This is a genomic window from Pseudomonas sp. FSL R10-0399, assembly GCF_009600165.1.
In the GTDB taxonomy this organism is placed as follows: Bacteria; Pseudomonadota; Gammaproteobacteria; order Pseudomonadales; family Pseudomonadaceae; genus Aquipseudomonas; species Aquipseudomonas helleri.
In genome coordinates this window covers 1-14,879 of record NZ_WIWK01000135.1, presented here as the reverse complement: position 1 = coordinate 14,879, position 14,879 = coordinate 1, and the positions used below count along the sequence as shown (strand labels likewise).

Annotated in this window: 14 protein-coding genes and 1 pseudogene; 5 read left to right on the top strand and 10 right to left on the bottom strand. The window is 59.8% G+C overall.

Annotated features, from left to right (window positions below; translation table 11 throughout):
• Together GHO41_RS25705 and kdgD are read right to left on the bottom strand one after the other, a co-directional pair.
• Window positions 1-383: magnesium chelatase domain-containing protein (locus tag GHO41_RS25705; RefSeq protein ID WP_305977945.1), on the bottom strand; the 383-nt coding region annotated here is incomplete at its 3' end.
• A gap of 176 nt (window positions 384-559) precedes the next feature.
• Entirely contained in the window at window positions 560-1,471 is a 912-nt protein-coding gene (kdgD, locus tag GHO41_RS25700; protein WP_153435017.1) for a 5-dehydro-4-deoxyglucarate dehydratase, read from the bottom strand.
• A 359-nt stretch (window positions 1,472-1,830) separates the two neighbouring features.
• Here kdgD and GHO41_RS25695 point away from each other — a divergent pair, with 359 nt between their 5' ends.
• The 5 genes from GHO41_RS25695 (at window position 1,831) to GHO41_RS25675 (ending at window position 6,236) form a co-directional block, all read left to right on the top strand.
• On the top strand, window positions 1,831-3,033 hold the full coding sequence (locus tag GHO41_RS25695; protein ID WP_048387151.1) for a pyridoxal phosphate-dependent aminotransferase: 1,203 nt from the start codon (window positions 1,831-1,833) through the stop codon (window positions 3,031-3,033).
• A 53-nt stretch (window positions 3,034-3,086) separates the two neighbouring features.
• Window positions 3,087-3,983 carry an amino acid ABC transporter substrate-binding protein gene (locus tag GHO41_RS25690; RefSeq protein ID WP_048372543.1) on the top strand — a complete coding sequence of 299 codons (897 nt, stop codon included), beginning with the start codon at window positions 3,087-3,089 and terminating at the stop codon, window positions 3,981-3,983.
• 110 nt (window positions 3,984-4,093) lie between these two features.
• Window positions 4,094-4,822: an amino acid ABC transporter permease gene (locus tag GHO41_RS25685; RefSeq protein ID WP_048372545.1), complete on the top strand. Its 729-nt coding sequence runs from the start codon at window positions 4,094-4,096 to the stop codon at window positions 4,820-4,822.
• Window positions 4,823-4,824: 2 nt separating this feature from the next.
• Window positions 4,825-5,511, top strand: a complete 687-nt coding sequence (locus tag GHO41_RS25680) for an amino acid ABC transporter permease (protein WP_048372548.1) — start codon at window positions 4,825-4,827, stop codon at window positions 5,509-5,511.
• Window positions 5,508-6,236, top strand: a complete 729-nt coding sequence (locus GHO41_RS25675) for an amino acid ABC transporter ATP-binding protein (RefSeq protein WP_048372549.1) — start codon at window positions 5,508-5,510, stop codon at window positions 6,234-6,236. The genes GHO41_RS25680 and GHO41_RS25675 overlap by 4 nt, the downstream gene beginning before the upstream one ends.
• A gap of 58 nt (window positions 6,237-6,294) precedes the next feature.
• On the opposite strand, the gene GHO41_RS25670 is transcribed toward GHO41_RS25675, so the two are convergent.
• The 8 genes and pseudogenes from GHO41_RS25670 to GHO41_RS29905 form a co-directional block, all read right to left on the bottom strand.
• Window positions 6,295-7,524 carry a VWA domain-containing protein gene (locus GHO41_RS25670; protein ID WP_153327539.1) on the bottom strand — a complete coding sequence of 410 codons (1,230 nt, stop codon included), beginning with the start codon at window positions 7,522-7,524 and terminating at the stop codon, window positions 6,295-6,297.
• 62 nt (window positions 7,525-7,586) lie between these two features.
• Window positions 7,587-8,090, bottom strand: coding sequence for a hypothetical protein (locus GHO41_RS25665; RefSeq protein ID WP_153435016.1), 504 nt, complete (start codon window positions 8,088-8,090; stop codon window positions 7,587-7,589).
• Between the two features lie 4 nt (window positions 8,091-8,094).
• Window positions 8,095-8,829, bottom strand: coding sequence for a hypothetical protein (locus GHO41_RS25660; RefSeq protein WP_153392803.1), 735 nt, complete (start codon window positions 8,827-8,829; stop codon window positions 8,095-8,097).
• 32 nt (window positions 8,830-8,861) lie between these two features.
• Entirely contained in the window at window positions 8,862-10,397 is a 1,536-nt protein-coding gene (locus GHO41_RS25655; RefSeq protein ID WP_371929041.1) for an SUMF1/EgtB/PvdO family nonheme iron enzyme, read from the bottom strand.
• Window positions 10,387-11,610 carry an ABC transporter permease gene (locus GHO41_RS25650; protein WP_153435015.1) on the bottom strand — a complete coding sequence of 408 codons (1,224 nt, stop codon included), beginning with the start codon at window positions 11,608-11,610 and terminating at the stop codon, window positions 10,387-10,389. Before GHO41_RS25650 ends, GHO41_RS25655 begins: the two co-directional genes overlap by 11 nt.
• Window positions 11,594-12,313 (bottom strand): ABC transporter ATP-binding protein, encoded by a 720-nt coding sequence (locus GHO41_RS25645; RefSeq protein WP_048387166.1) that lies wholly within the window; start codon window positions 12,311-12,313, stop codon window positions 11,594-11,596. Before GHO41_RS25645 ends, GHO41_RS25650 begins: the two co-directional genes overlap by 17 nt.
• Before the next feature lie 10 nt (window positions 12,314-12,323).
• Entirely contained in the window at window positions 12,324-14,264 is a 1,941-nt protein-coding gene (locus tag GHO41_RS25640; RefSeq protein ID WP_178126584.1) for a vWA domain-containing protein, read from the bottom strand.
• A gap of 41 nt (window positions 14,265-14,305) precedes the next feature.
• Window positions 14,306-14,879 (bottom strand): annotated as a pseudogene (locus tag GHO41_RS29905) (hypothetical protein); the annotation flags it as partial.

Sequence of the window (14,879 nt, the reverse complement as noted above, 5' to 3'; positions counted from 1 at the left end):
GCCAATGCGGCAGGCAACACGCCCTGCACGGGCCGAATGGCCCCCGACAGCGCCAACTCACCCAAACACTCCACTTGCTCCAGCGCCTTGATGGGCAGTTGCCCGCTGGCGGCCAGAATGCCCAGCGCGATGGCCAAATCAAAACGCCCGCCGTCCTTGGGCAGGTCGGCGGGCGCCAGATTGAGGGTGATACGCCGCGCGGGAAACTCCAGGCTGGAATTGATAATCGCGCTGCGGACCCGGTCTTTGCTTTCTTTGACTGCAGTTTCCGGCAGCCCGACCAAGGTCAGCGCGGGCAACCCATTGGCCAGATGCGCTTCGACCGTCACCACGGGCGCCTCGACGCCCACTTGGGCGCGGCTATACACAATCGCCAGAGACATGACTCATTCCTTGAGTTCGCAAAGCACGCATCCTGCGCGAATCGTGAGCCAAGGGTGGCGGGGGAATGGATACCGGATGTGACGGTTACCCCCCTGTAGGAGCGAGCTCGCCTCGCGATCTTTTGATTTTTTAAAAGATCGCGAGACAAGCTCGCTCCTACAGGCGCACTGAACGCTTACTGCGGGCCTTGCTTGTGAATCAACGCCGCCAGCGCGTCGTATTCTTCCGGCAACAAATCGGTCAGCGGGGCGCGCACCGGGCCTGCGCTGTGGCCAGAAATGGTGGCCCCGGCCTTGACGATGCTCACGGCGTAGCCTGCTTTGCGGTTGCGGATGTCCAGGTACGGCAGGAAGAAGTCGTCGATGAGCTTGCCCACGGTGGCGTGATCTTCGCGGGCAATGGCGTGGTAAAACTCCATCGCGGTTTTCGGGATGAAGTTGAACACCGCCGAGGAATACACCGGCACGCCCAGCGCTCTGTAAGCCGCGGCGTAGACTTCTGCCGTCGGCAAACCGCCGAGGTAGCTGAAGCGGTCGCCAAGGCGACGGCGGATCGAGACCATCAGTTCGATGTCGCCCAAGCCGTCCTTGTAGCCGATCAGATTCGGGCAGCGTTCTGCCAGGCGCTCCAGCAGCGGTGCGGTCAAACGGCAGACGTTGCGGTTGTAGACCACCACACCGATGTTCACCGACTTGCACACCGCCTCAACGTGGGCGGCAACACCGTCCTGGCTGGCTTCGGTCAGGTAGTGCGGCAACAACAGTAGCCCTTTGGCGCCCAGGCGCTCGGCTTCTTGCGCGTATTCGATGGCCTGACGGGTAGAGCCGCCAACACCGGCCAGAATCGGCACGCTGGTGGCGCAGGTATCGACCGCGGTTTTGATCACTTGCGAGTATTCGCTGGCCGCCAGAGAGAAAAACTCACCGGTGCCGCCTGCCGCGAACAAGGCAGACGCGCCATACGGGGCCAGCCATTCCAGGCGCTTGATGTAGCCCTCACGGTGAAAATCACCCTGAGCATTGAAATCGGTGAGCGGAAAAGACAGCAGGCCAGACGAGAGGATGGACTTAAGTTCTTGTGGATTCATTATTCGAACACCCTGAGTAATACGCTTCAGAAAGACGTCAGCCAGTGCTGATGTCGTATGTCATCGTACAACATGAATTTGAAACGCTCAAGAACACGAGTGCCGTCTCGCTTTTATCACCCGTTCAATCTCCCGCACTTACCTATACAGGTCCTGTTGTTTGCCCGTCCTTGAGGATCCCCTTCAGTTTTTAAGGCATTCAGACCGCACCTCAAATAAATCAGCAGACGCTCGTATTTTTCCTGATTTCAATGCAGATTGCCGATTGCGAAAACAGATCTCGTTGTCATACCATGTCGTACAACAATAGTAGGCGTAGAGTGACTCTCTACGAACCTCCACAACAGGCGGGTATTTTCATGAGTTTCGAAAGCCAGCGCGTCAAACAGATCTCTTCGTCCCCCAGCATGGTTATTTCCATGCGCGCCAAAGAATTAGCCAGCCAAGGCCGCGATATTGTCGACATGAGCCTGGGCGAACCTGACTTCGACACCCCTGCGCATATCATCGACGCGGCCTGCCAGGCCATGCGTGACGGCCATACCCGCTACACCGCCCCCCAAGGCACGCTCGCCCTGCGCCAGGCGATCTCGCGCAAACTGCAGCGCGAAAACGGCCTGACCTACAGCGTTGATGAGATCAGTGTCGGCAACGGCGCCAAGCAGGTGATTTTTAATACGTTCATGGCCACCCTCGAAGCCGGTGACGAAGTCATCATCCCGGCGCCGTACTGGGTGTCCTATTCCGATATTGTCACGCTCAATGGCGGCACCCCACGCGTGGTGCACTGCGGCATCGACGTCGGCTTCAAGCTCAGCCCGCAGGCATTGCGCGACCAACTCAATGACAAATCGCGCTGGCTGATCCTTAACACACCGTCCAATCCGAGCGGCGCCATTTACACCGAAGCCGAGCTGCAAGCCCTGGGCAAAGTGCTGGAGGACTTCCCCAATGTATTGGTGATGTCTGACGAGATTTACGAGCACGTGTTGCTGGCTGACCAACCCTTTGTCTCCTTCGCCACCGCATGCCCGCAACTGCGCGAACGCACCTTGTTGATCAACGGCGTGGCCAAGGCGTATGCCATGACGGGCTGGCGCATCGGTTACGCCGCAGGGCCCAAAGCGCTGATCGCAGCAGTCAGCAAGATCCAGTCGCAAAGCACCTCAGGCGCAAGTGCCATTTCTCAAGAAGCGTCCCGCGCCGCGCTGGACGGCCCGCAAGACTTCGTCGCCAGCAGCGCCCGCGAATACGCCGAGCGCGGCCGCTTGTTGGTCGAAGGTCTGCGTGAATGCGCCGGTTTGCGTATCGACGCGCCCGCCGGTGCATTTTATGCCTTCCCCGAATGCAGCCAGTTGCTGGGCCGCGTCAGCCCTCAAGGGCAAGTCATTGGCGATGATGTTGAACTGTCTGCGTATCTGCTCGATCAAGCTGGAGTCGCTGTCGTACCGGGCTTGGCCTTTGGCCTGCCAGGGTACTTTCGGCTGTCGTTTGCGACCTCTAGCGACCACATAAAAAAAGCTGTCATCCGTATCAACGAAGCCCTTTCAGCCTTGCGCTAAAACCTTCGTCCTTTGCTGTGCAAAAGCTGCCATAAAAATAGTCGGAGATCCCCATGTTCGATCACAAGAAAAAGCTGCTTGCCCTTATTGTCGGTGCTTGTCTGTGCACCGCTGTTCAGGCTGAAGACCTCACCGGAACCTTAAAAAAAATCAAGGAATCAGGCACCGTTACCCTCGGGTACCGTGACGCCTCTTTGCCCTTTTCTTATCTGAACGATGACCAGCAACCCATCGGCTACAGCATCGAGCTGTGCCAAAAGATCGTGGACCAGATCAAGGTTAAAGTCGGCGAACCCAACCTCAAGACCCAGTACGTCTCGGTGGTTGCAGCCACCCGCACGCCTCTGCTGATCAACGGCACCATTGACCTGGAATGCGGTGTCACCACCAACACCGTCGAGCGCCAAAAACAAATCGGCTTCCTGTTCACCAGCTATGTCGCCAGCGCCAAATATGCGGTGAAGAAAGCCTCCGGGCTCACCAGTGTTGCCGACCTCAAAGGCAAGGCCGTGGTAGTGATTACCGGCGGCAGCGGCGAGTGGATCACCAAAAACCTCAACCGCGAAAAAGACCTGGGCCTGAAGATCCTCAACGCCAAGGACAGCGGCGAAGCCTTCTTGATGCTGGAAACCGGCCGCGCCGTCGCTTACATCAACGACGACGTGCAGTTGATGGCCACCATCGCGCAAAGCCGCAACCCGGATGCTTACACATTGCTGCCCGAGCCTATGTCTGCCGAACCGTATGCCATCGGCATTCGCAAGAACGACCCGCAGTTCAAAACCTTCGCCGATGGCGTCTTGAGCCAGCTGTACAGCTCTGGCGAGATCGATACGATTTATCCGAAATGGTTCCTCAAACCCATCCCGCCCAAAGACATCGTGATCAACCTGCCGATGAGTGATGCCTTGATAAAAGCCATCGCCCACCCGAACGACACCGGCGTCTGATTCCACCGTCTCAAGCGTTCTGATTCCAGCCAGTCAAAGACAAGGAGGCGCTTGGTTGGCCGGGAGCAGAGTGTGCAACGACCTCTATCTCCTTCAAAGGTTGGTGCTTCATGGATTACAACTGGAACTGGAGTATTTTTTGGGAGCACGCTCCCGGAGAGTCTTCGTCGTATCTGCATTGGCTGATTACCGGCACCAGCTGGACGTTGGCCACCACACTGGCTGCGTTCATCCTGGCGTTTTTGATCGGTGGTTTGGTGGGCACCCTGCGCACCACCACGCTGCGCCCCGTGGTGTGGCTGTGCAACCTCTACACCGAAGTGTTTCGCAATATTCCGCTGCTGGTGCAGATGTTTATCTGCTTCTTCGTCCTGCCCGAGTTATTACCCGTTTCGGCCGGGGATTACCTCAAACAGGATTTGCCCTATCCGTCATTTTTCAGTGCGGTGGTGGCATTGACCCTGTTTACCTCGGCCAAGCTTTCGGAGCTGTTCAAGGCCGGCATTGAATCGGTGGCGCACGGGCAGCGCGGTGCGGCGCTGGCGTTGGGCCTGCGGCCCTACCAGATGTACCTTCAAGTGCTGTTGCCACAAGCGATCCGCGTGGTCTTCCCGCCACTGACCTCCGAGGCGTTGAACACCCTCAAGAACTCATCGGTGGCGCTGACCATCGGCCTGATGGAGCTGACCGCGCAAGCGCGCAACATCAGCGAATACTCGTTCAACACCTTCGAGGCATTCAGCGCGGCGACCCTGATTTATGTGGTCATTTCGCTGCTGGTGACCTTCGTCATGGGCCATATCGAACGTTCCCTGACCATTCGCGGCGCGACGAGGTAGTCATGTTTGATTTAGATCCGAGCGTTATTGTCCGGGCCATGCCCGCCCTGTGGAACGGCCTTAAATTCACCTTACTGCTGACCTTTGTCGCCATGTCGGTGGGCATCATCACGGGCACCTTGCTGGCCATCATGCGCCTGTCGCACAACCGCGTACTGCGTGGCTTTGCCTTGGGTTACGTCACGGTCATGCGCAGCATCCCGCTGGTGCTGGTGATTTTCTGGTTCTACTTTTTGATGCCGCTGTTGCTGCAAATGACCTTCGGCACTGAACGCCCCGTGCAGATCGGCCCGGTGGTCACAGCCTTTGTGACGTTCTGCATGTTCGAGGCGGCGTATTACAGCGAAATCATTCGCGGCGGCATCCAGAGCATCAGCCCCGGCCAGAAGCAAGCGGCTGCGGCCCTTGGCCTGCGCCCGGCGCAAGCGATGTTCTATGTGATCCTGCCGCAAGCCCTGCGGCGTATGGCGCCGCTGTTGCTGACCCAGACCATCATTCTGTTTCAAGACACCTCATTGGTGTACGTGCTGTCCATCGCCGACTTCACCGGTGCCGCGAGCAAGTTCGCGCAGCGTGACGGGCGTCTGGTCGAGCTGTATCTGTTCGTTGCCTTGGTCTATCTGGTGATCTGTTACCTGCTGTCCAGCCTGAGCAAACGTCTGAAAACAAACGTAGGAAAAACCGCATGATCCAGATGAACAACCTGAGCAAATGGTACGGCAACTTCCAGGTCCTGAAGAACTGCACCACTGAGCTTGCCCGCGGTGAAGTGGTGGTGGTGTGCGGCCCCTCCGGCTCAGGCAAGAGCACCCTGATCAAATGCGTCAACGGCCTGGAGCCTGTGCAAGAGGGCGATATCTTCATCGAGAACCAGCCGGTAACCGGCAAGGGCGTCGATTTGCCCACGTTGCGCGCCAAGGTCGGGATGGTCTTCCAGCATTTCGAACTGTTCCCGCACCTGAGCATTATCGACAACCTCAACCTGGCGCAAATCAAGGTCTTGGGCCGAGACCGCCACGCGGCAACCCAAAAAGGCATGGCGTTGCTCGAACGTGTTGGCCTCAAGAGCCACGCCCACAAGTACCCCATTCAATTGTCGGGTGGTCAGCAGCAGCGCGTCGCCATTGCCCGGGCGCTGGCCATGGACCCCATCGCCATGCTCTTCGATGAACCAACGTCAGCGCTGGACCCGGAGATGGTCAACGAAGTCCTGGACGTCATGGTGGAACTGGCGGGCGAGGGCATGACCATGATGTGCGTCACCCACGAAATGGGCTTCGCCCGCAAAGTGGCGGATCGCATCGTGTTCATGGACGGTGGCGAGATTATTGAAGACGTGAAATCAGAAGAGTTCTTCAGCGCACCGCGCTCAGACCGCGCTCGCAGTTTTCTGTCCAAGATCTTGCAGCACTGATAAGCCCGCAATCGGCGCAATGGAAGCCGGATGCTTTGAACACATCCGGCTACCCCGTTTACTCACACTCCGATACCGCCTGCGTTGCCGCTTGCAGCGCATCGGCCAAATCACTGGCGTTGCGGCTGGAGTAAATGCTCCCGCCGGTGTTTTCAGCAATGCAGTTGGACAGCGAACTGTCGCCGATATTGACCACGTTGACGTGCAAGCGTGGCTGCTCAATGGCGATGTCCTGCGCCACTTTGCACACGTTTTGATCACAGCCATCGTCGCCGTCGACGAACATCACAATCACCGCATCCCGGTCACGACCATCCACCTTGCGCGCGGCTTTTTTCAGGCTGGCCGCCAAAGGCGTGCCTTCGTTAGCGTGCAACCCTTGGATACCTGCAATCAGTTGTGGCCGCTGAGCCGCGGTGAACACGCCATGATCCGGCTGTTGAAAACACCCGGCGAAGGTCATCAGCCGCGTGTCGATGTCCGGGTGCAGGTTGTTGATCATCCGGGACAACGACGCCTTGGCCACATCAAGACGGGTGTTCGGGCTGAAGATTTTGACCGTACGCGGGTCGTCATCGTCCGGTGTCGGCCGTGTACCGAAGTACCAGTCTTCATCGGCTTTGGTCGCGTTGATGTTGAGGTTCATGGAGCCCGACGTGTCCAGAATCACCACAAACTCAGGCGGCAACTCCTGATGGCTCGGCGCTTTGGCGCGACAGGCGTAGCTGCTTGAGTTCGACCACAGGTTCATCGGCGGCAATCGCCAATGCCACAGCGCCCACAGCAACAGGCCCAACAGCAACAGCCCGAGAAACAGCCACGGCCAACCCCGCCACAGCCGTCGCACTACCACAGGTCGCGGGCCAGCAGCGGGCGGTGTAACCGCAGCAGGCGCAGGCGGCTTGAGGCCCCAACGCACCACCACCGGATCACCGTTGATGCTGTACAGGTTGTTGAGGTCCGGCGGGCCAATCAACCCGCGCAAACTGGCCGCTTGCTCGGCCTCACCGCGCGCAACCAGCTCATCGGCCAACAAGCCCAGGCTGGCTTGGCGCTGGTGATAACGCGCCAGCAAGGCCGCCTGCTGAGCCTCGCTCAAGTCATGAAAACGTGTGGGCTGGCCACCCAGCTCGCTCCACCACTCCAGCACTTGGCCGCTGCCGATCCGCGGGATCGCGTAAACGCTCGCCACCGACGGCGGGAAGTGCTTGAGGATCAGCGCGATTTTAGCTTCCAGCGCGCCTGGCTCCGTGGGGCTGGCGTGCTCATCCCGAGTAATGCGCTGCATCGTTTGGGTTCCTGAAAACAGTGTCGGCGGCACTGGGCCGCCGACGGTTTGGCCGGCACGGCTTACTCGTAACCGAGGCTGAATTGCAGCTGGTTAACTTTCTTTTGCAGCGCCTTGAGTTCCTGCTGCTTGGCTGCCACCTGCGAGGGGGACGAGGTGCTCACCGGTGCAACCTGCGCGGCCTTGAGCTGTTGCTCCAGACCTGCGATCTGCTGCTGTACCTGGGCTTTGTTGCCGGTGCGCGCCTTGAGCGAGCCGAGCAATTTATTCAGCGACTGGTTCAACGTCGCCTGGGCCTGTTGCTGCGCCTGCAGGTTGGCCCGGGAGGCGGCTTGTTGCGCGGCAATGTCCTCGTAGACCTGATGGAACATCGCGTTTTCTTGCTGCGACTGGGCCAATGCGAGTTCGTTTTGCTGAATCTGCGCACGGTAGCCACCGCCCGCATCACAGTTCACCTTGGTGAACAGACCGGCGTCACGGTTACCGGCATCGCACTCACCCGGCTGGGTGGCGCAACCGGACAACGCCAGCACCGCCCCCAACACGCCTAACAATCGTACGTTCATGGCTTCAACCCAAGGTGATCGCGGAGCGCTGGCTGTACAAGCCATCGACTTCTTTTTGCAGGCTGGCGACTTTCTCGTTCATCTTGGCGATGTTGGCGTCGATTTGCTGGATCTCAGGGCCGGCGCCCTGGCTGCGCTCAACTTTCATGGCCTCGTTGTAGCCGGTGACTTTGCTCTGCATGTTTTTAACTTCAAGACGCAGTTGGTCGATGTTGCTGTCGATGCTCGCGATCTGCTTTTGCGCCTGGGCCTGGTTGATTTTCTTGCTCGCCAAATCGCGCTTGATCTGCTCAACCTGCGCTTTGTCATCGTTAATAACTTGCTGCGCAGTGGCGGTGCGCATCACGACTTTTTGCGTGTCCAGCTGCACGTCGCTGTTGTACTTCTGCAAACGCTGATTGGTGTCGGCATATTCGCTGCGACGCTGATCCACGTAGTAGTTAGCCCCCATCGCCACACCACAGGCGGCCACACCCGCCGCGATCATGCACACCGCCTTGTTGCCGGGGTTGCCCAGCACACAGGCCAGCACCGCAGCGCCCGCGCCCATCGCACACGCCTGATAGCCCGACTTGCTAAAGAATTGGGCATCCGTGCCTTGGGTCAAACGCGGGTCCGGCGCCGGAGCGCCCATGCCCAGCGAGTTGCTGCCCGTGGACGCACAGCCGCTCAACAGCACGCCGGCTATGAGCATGAAAGACATCAGGTATCGAGAAGAGGCCAACAGGCTGCGAATCATCGTATTTCTCCTTGTTGAAGCATGTAGTGGGCTTAGGGGGTGACCGATTTGCAGCTCTTCAACCAGGCGTCAGTGTCGATCTTCTGCTTTTGCAGGTAGGTGTTCTGATTAGCCCAATGAGTGCGCAAATACGGTTTGAGTTCTTGCAGTTGTTTGTTCTGGCTGATGATTTCTTCCATCACCGGCACTTGCGCCTCCAGCAGCGGCTGGCCGTACAAGGACGCTGACTCCACCAGGCTGCTGGCGTAGTAGCGGCTGAGCTTGTGCAGGCGGTCTTTCTGCTCATCGAGCTTGCCCTTGCGCATATCGCAGCTCGGGTCCTTGTCTTCGGACTCGCAGTTGAGGCTGTAATTTTTCTGCAGGAAGTCCAGGTACTGGCCGTCATCGAGCATCTTGGTACACAGGAACGCTCCCAGGTTGAGGCTCGCGCGGATCGCCTGATCGCGGGTTTCTTCTTGTTGCTGGTTGCTGGCGCGCAACTGGTTTTCCAGGGTTTGCAGCTTCTCTTTGAGGGCCTTGTCTTCAACCCCTTGGGCCAGCGTGTTGAGTTCCTGCACGGTGCCTTTTTCGCCTTCCTGGGGGCCGCTGCCGAGCTTTTTCCAGCTCTGCTCGATGCTGCCCACTCGCTCACGCGAGGTCAGGGTCGGGGACACCATCACCAGCCGCAGACCAGTGGTTTTGTTTTTCACCTGGCCGTCAGCGTTGTAGTACGGCTCTTCCTTGCGCAACGACGTGCGCAAGTCGGCTTGCGGGGTCAGGTAGTTGCCGCCGCGCACCACATAGCCGCCTGCCTGGCCGTGCTGGCGGTCCAGTTTGTTCAGCCGAAAAGGCTCAAACATCATCTCGTCTGCGTTACCGAGCATGTCGTGCAGGCCCAGCGGATTGGGCTTTTGCAGGCCGCTCAGTTGCAATTTTCCGTTAGATGACTGGGCGCCACCGAACCATTCATAGGCGTTCAAGCCTTCTGGCATCGGGTAGCGCGTGTCACTGAATTCAGCCGCGCCCACTTCCAGCCCGCCACGGGCAGCGAATTCCCACTCGGTTTCAGTCGGCAGGCGCAAAAAGCCCAGCGCACCGTCTTCCTTGGGCAGTTTGGCGGCCGCGTTTTTACGCAACCACAGGTTGTACTTGTCGCCCGCCTCGATGGCCTGCACCCAACTGATCGCCACCTGCGGCAAGCGCAGTTTGTTCGACGGCGTGGGGCAGGTTTCGTCGGTCAGCGCCTGGTACTGCAACTGGCTCATCTCGTACTTGGCCATGAGGTAGTAACGCGACTTGTCACCCTTGGCGCCTGTAAAGCTACCGGCGATAAAGGTCGGGCGCTTCTGTTCGACATAGCCCCACTCGGCGCTGTCCTGGCCGATGTTGATCGGGTAGTCATCCAGCGGCCCGGTGACCGGGATGAACACCTTGCGAAACACCATCGCGCCGTCGCACGGCATCGGCAGTACCACGTCATTGGCGTCAGGGGCCGGGTTGTAAAACTTCTCGTCCCAGCTCGCCGCCGACGCGTTGAGCCAAAAACCACAGCTCAGGGATGCGAGCAACAGCACACGTTTATAGCTCACGCAAACTCTCCGCAGGTTGGATGCTGATGGCCCGCACTGCGCCGATTACGGCGACCAGTGCGGCGACCAACAAGGCGATCAGCAGGGCCGCCAGCCCGTGCCAGACCGTGATGTGACACACAAATGTGCCGGTGGCCTGGCTGCTGCCCAGCAGGTGGTCAAACAGCAGGCTGCCCACGCCATAAAACCCCAGCCCGCCGACATAGCCGACCAGGCTCAAAAGCATGGCCTGGGCGATGACAAAACCGGCCACGGCCGGGCTGCTGAAGCCCAACAGGCGCAGCACCGCGAGGCTTTTGCGCTTGCGGTCGATGTTGGCCAGAAACGCGCCGATCATCGACGCGATGCAGCCTATCAAGGCCGCCCCGGCAATCACGCCGAAAATCAGCCCCAGCACATGGTTGATGGCTTTAACGTTGTCGATCTCCGCCAGGCGGCTGGAGGTTTCGATATTCTGCTGGTTCAGCCAGCGCTCCAGCGGCGCCACGCTGTCTATGTCGCGGGCATACACGCGGGCACGGGCATACAGCGGTTTGAGGTCGACCTGGGGTTTACCGCTGTCCAGGCCAAACGCGGGCACCTGATAACCATCGCGAAAGCGCTCCAGCTCAAGCAGCAACGGCGGTGCGACAAACCCGGCAGCGCGGCCAAAGCGGGCCGCATCAAGTACCGCCACCACCTCCAGAGTCAACTCGCCTCGCTCATTGATGCCGTCCAGACGACGCGGCGCGCGCAAGCGCACGCTGTCGCCGACCGTGGCCTGCAAGCGTTGCGCAGCACGGGCGCTGAGGATCACTTGGTTGCCACTCAAACGGCTTTGCGCCAGATTCAGCAGCGGATCGTGGGCTTCCGTAGGGATGATTTCGGCGTTTTCGACAAAGCGTTGCAGGCCCATCAACAAGTCAGCCTGAGTGTTCAGCGAGCGGGTTTGCCCAATGGCAAAACCGACCTCGGGCTGCTCGCGCAAGCGCTCGATCCACGCGGTGTCGTAATTGCCGCTGCTGAGCATTTTCACTTCAAGGTTGCGCGGGTCGCTGAGCAGCTCGTTTTGCAACTGGCTGACTACACCGTGCTTGAGCCCGAACAGCAGCAATAGCGGAGCGATCACCGCCACCAGCGATGCGGCGATGCAAAACGACACCTTGCGGTCATGCCAGAGGTCTTCGACTGCCAGCGAGCCGAGCAGGCCGAGGCGGCTAATCCATGGCTTCAAAGCGAGTTTCTCCCTGACGACTGATCGCCCCCAGTCGCGGCAAACCAAAGTCACGCACCAGCGCCCAGTCGTGGGACACCACCAGTGCGCTCAAGCCCAATTCGTTGACCAGGCTCAACAGCAATTCAAACAAGCGCCGGGCGCTGTGCGGGTCGAGGGATGCCGTGGGCTCATCGGCCAGCAGCAATTGCGGTTCATGGGCGATGGCCCGCACGCAGGCCACGCGCTGGCGCTCGCCAATCGACAAGGCCTGCGGCAATTTACCGAGCAACCCCGTAAGGCGCAGCGCGTCAACGGCGCGGTCTACCTGCTCGCTGGCAGCGGGCATGCCGAGCAAGCGCCGGGGCAAACTGATGTTGTCGCGCACGCTCAAAAACGGCAGCAGGCCGCCACTTTGCAGAATGAAACCCAAGTGCCGCGAACGCACCTCTGAAAGGCCGGGCTGGTCGTTGCTGGCCAGTAACCGGGCAATGTCCAGCGGGGCGGCGTGGGGTTCGTGCCGGCTTGGGCCGAGGGTGAACTGACGCAATTCCACAGGTTGCAACAATAGACCGATGGCTTCGAGCAAGGTGCTTTTGCCACACCCGCTCTCGCCAGTAATGGCCAGGATCTCTCCCGCTTTCACCTGCAACGCGGGCAAACGCACGCTGTGCGCCTGAGCGCCGCTGCCACGGCGCACGAGCATGTCCTGGATATCGAGCATGGGCGTCTCGTTAAGGCATCATTTCCAGCGGCACCGGGTACACGTTGTCCCGCGCATCGCTGTCATTGGCCAAGGCCACCCAACGGTCCACGTCAGCGTTGTAACGCTGGTAGTGGCGCAGCTTGGTGCTCAGGTTACGAATGAATTTCTCTTGCGCCAGACCGTCCCAGCTTTTCCAGGTTTCTTCGTCCAGGTTGAGCACTTCGCTTTGGTACGGCAGGTCTTCGAGGTACTCACCGAGCACGCCCATTTGCGCCAGCTTGGCGTTGCCGTTCTGCTTCAACTGATTCGGATCGGCGCCCATCGTCGCGGCCACCGCACGCAGGCGATCAAACATTTCGGTCGGTGAGATCAGGCCTTCGTTGGCGGCATCCAGAATCTGCTTCATCACGTCGCTCAAGTCGCTGAGTTGCGACTTGGTCAGCAACACCCGCACATCCGTGGTCGGGATGTTTTGCTTGATCAGGTCGCGGTCGGTGATCCAGGCCTGAAACACCGGTGGTGCCTGGCTGTTGGTTTTTTCGCCCAGGTACGCCAGCTGCATGGCATGGCCGATCAAGGCGGCGTCATCGAGCATTTTCTGCTGGGCCGGGTCTTTGGGCGTTACGTCCTGCTTGGCGTTCAGCGCGCTGCCAATGGCGTCTTCACCCATGTAGGCGGCTTTGACCTGTGAAGTAATTGCGCTGGCCAGGGCGTCTACTTTTTGACCAAAGGCCTGCACGTCACCGGCGTTGACCGGGTAGTACAGCGAGGTATTGGTGCCAGGATAGGTCGACAGGTTCTGGTACTGGCTCTCAGCCTTGGCGTGGTCCTTGATGCCCGCCGGGGTCTTCAAGTGCAGGGTGTAAATCGCCACGCCAGGGTTGGCCGCCTCAAGCCGCACCTGGTCGGCGCTCATGCCGGTGGTGCTGAGTTTGTCATCACCGTCCAGCGCACTGGCGTCGGTGATCAGCACCACGTAACGGGCGCCAAATTGCGACCAGTCGACTTTGTCGATGCTGTGCATCACGCCCGCGTAGGCGTCTTCATCGAAACTCTTGCTCGACACTTTGGCCTGTTTGAGGTCCGCCACCTTGGCCAGGAAGTCTTCGCTGCCGGTGACCTTGTTCGGGTCGGCGTACATTTTGCTCACGTATTCCAGGCCCGGCACGGCCTTGGTGTTGGAGCGAAATGCGACCAGACCGAACTTGACCTGATTGCCCAGGTTCTCGTTTTCGATCTGTTTGTAGACCTTGCGAATCGCTTCGCGAGTGCGCTCGATGTACGGGTCCATGGAGATCGTGGAGTCGATCACGAACACCACCGCCGCGCTGAATTCCTTCAACTGACCGGCCTTGGCCGCACCCGCATCGGGTGTTGCGACGGCGCCTGCTGGCTGGGCTTTGTCGTCTGCCTTGCTCACCGACGCGACATTGAGCAGGCGCGTGCGAAAGCCTTCTTCGGTCATCACTTCTTCACCGCTCAGCACCGGCAGCAGGTAGAACTGCTTGTGCAGGTCGACAAAGTATTCCGGCTCCTGGGCCAGCACGCCGGGTGCCAGCGTGCCTTGCTTGAGCTTGGCCCGCAGTGGCGCGACCTTGCTCACCGGGTCTGGCGCATCGAGGATGCCTTCCAGGGTGGCGCGGTCTTTGAAGAACATCAGCCGGTCGCGGTTCGCCGGGTTGGTGAAGGCCAGCGTGAGCTGCATTTTCCAGTCAGTGGTACACGCAGCGGGCAGCCAGCCCACCGTTTTGCCAAAGCTGTCCGGGCCGACCTTGAGCCACTCGGCATTCGCCGCCTGGGCGCGCTCGTACACGTAAAAACGGCTGAACGTCGGCTGCGCGGCGCCCGGAGCACCGCCCGCGCTGCTGCTGAGTGTGCAGCCAGGGGTGGTCAGCACGCGCTGAAACAGGGTTTTCTTGCCTTCCTGAATCAGCGGCTTGTCGTCCGCGAGGGCCAGCGGACTGCCCATGCACAACGCCAGCAAGGTGCTGGCAGCCAATGCAAAACGGCTCACGGTTTCAACTCCTCAAAACGCGCCTTGGCTTGCGCATTCTCAGGCTCGTGGCTGAGGATGGTTTCGTACCAGTACGCGGCCGTCGCCTTGTCAGGCTCAGCAAAGCATTGGCTGGCCTGATGGAATTTCGGATCGTACTCATGGGCGTAGGCGGTCGCGATTTGCATGTCCCCGGCTTGCGCACGGTTGGCGTACAGGCGCTGGGCAATACCGCAATGGTTATTGGCCTTGGCGACGTTGATGATTTCCAGCAACTCGGCGCTGCCCGGCGACTTTTTGATGCAGGTCTGAACAAAGGTCAGCTCAGGCAACGTGCTCATGCTTTCCAGCGTGCAGGCTTCGGCGCCCGTCGGCAGCGGGGCAGGCGTTGGGGCCGGGCTTGCGACGGTGTCGGTTGCCGGATTCTTGAGCCAGAAAAAGACCCCGGCGGCGATGATTGCCAGCAGGGCGATGATCAACGGGATCAGCCAGGCCTTCTTTTTGCCCGCTGCCGCAGGCTTTGGCGCAGCCGGGGCTGGCTCAACGCGCACGGGTTCAACCACCGCCACCACCGGCTCGATCACCGGCTCC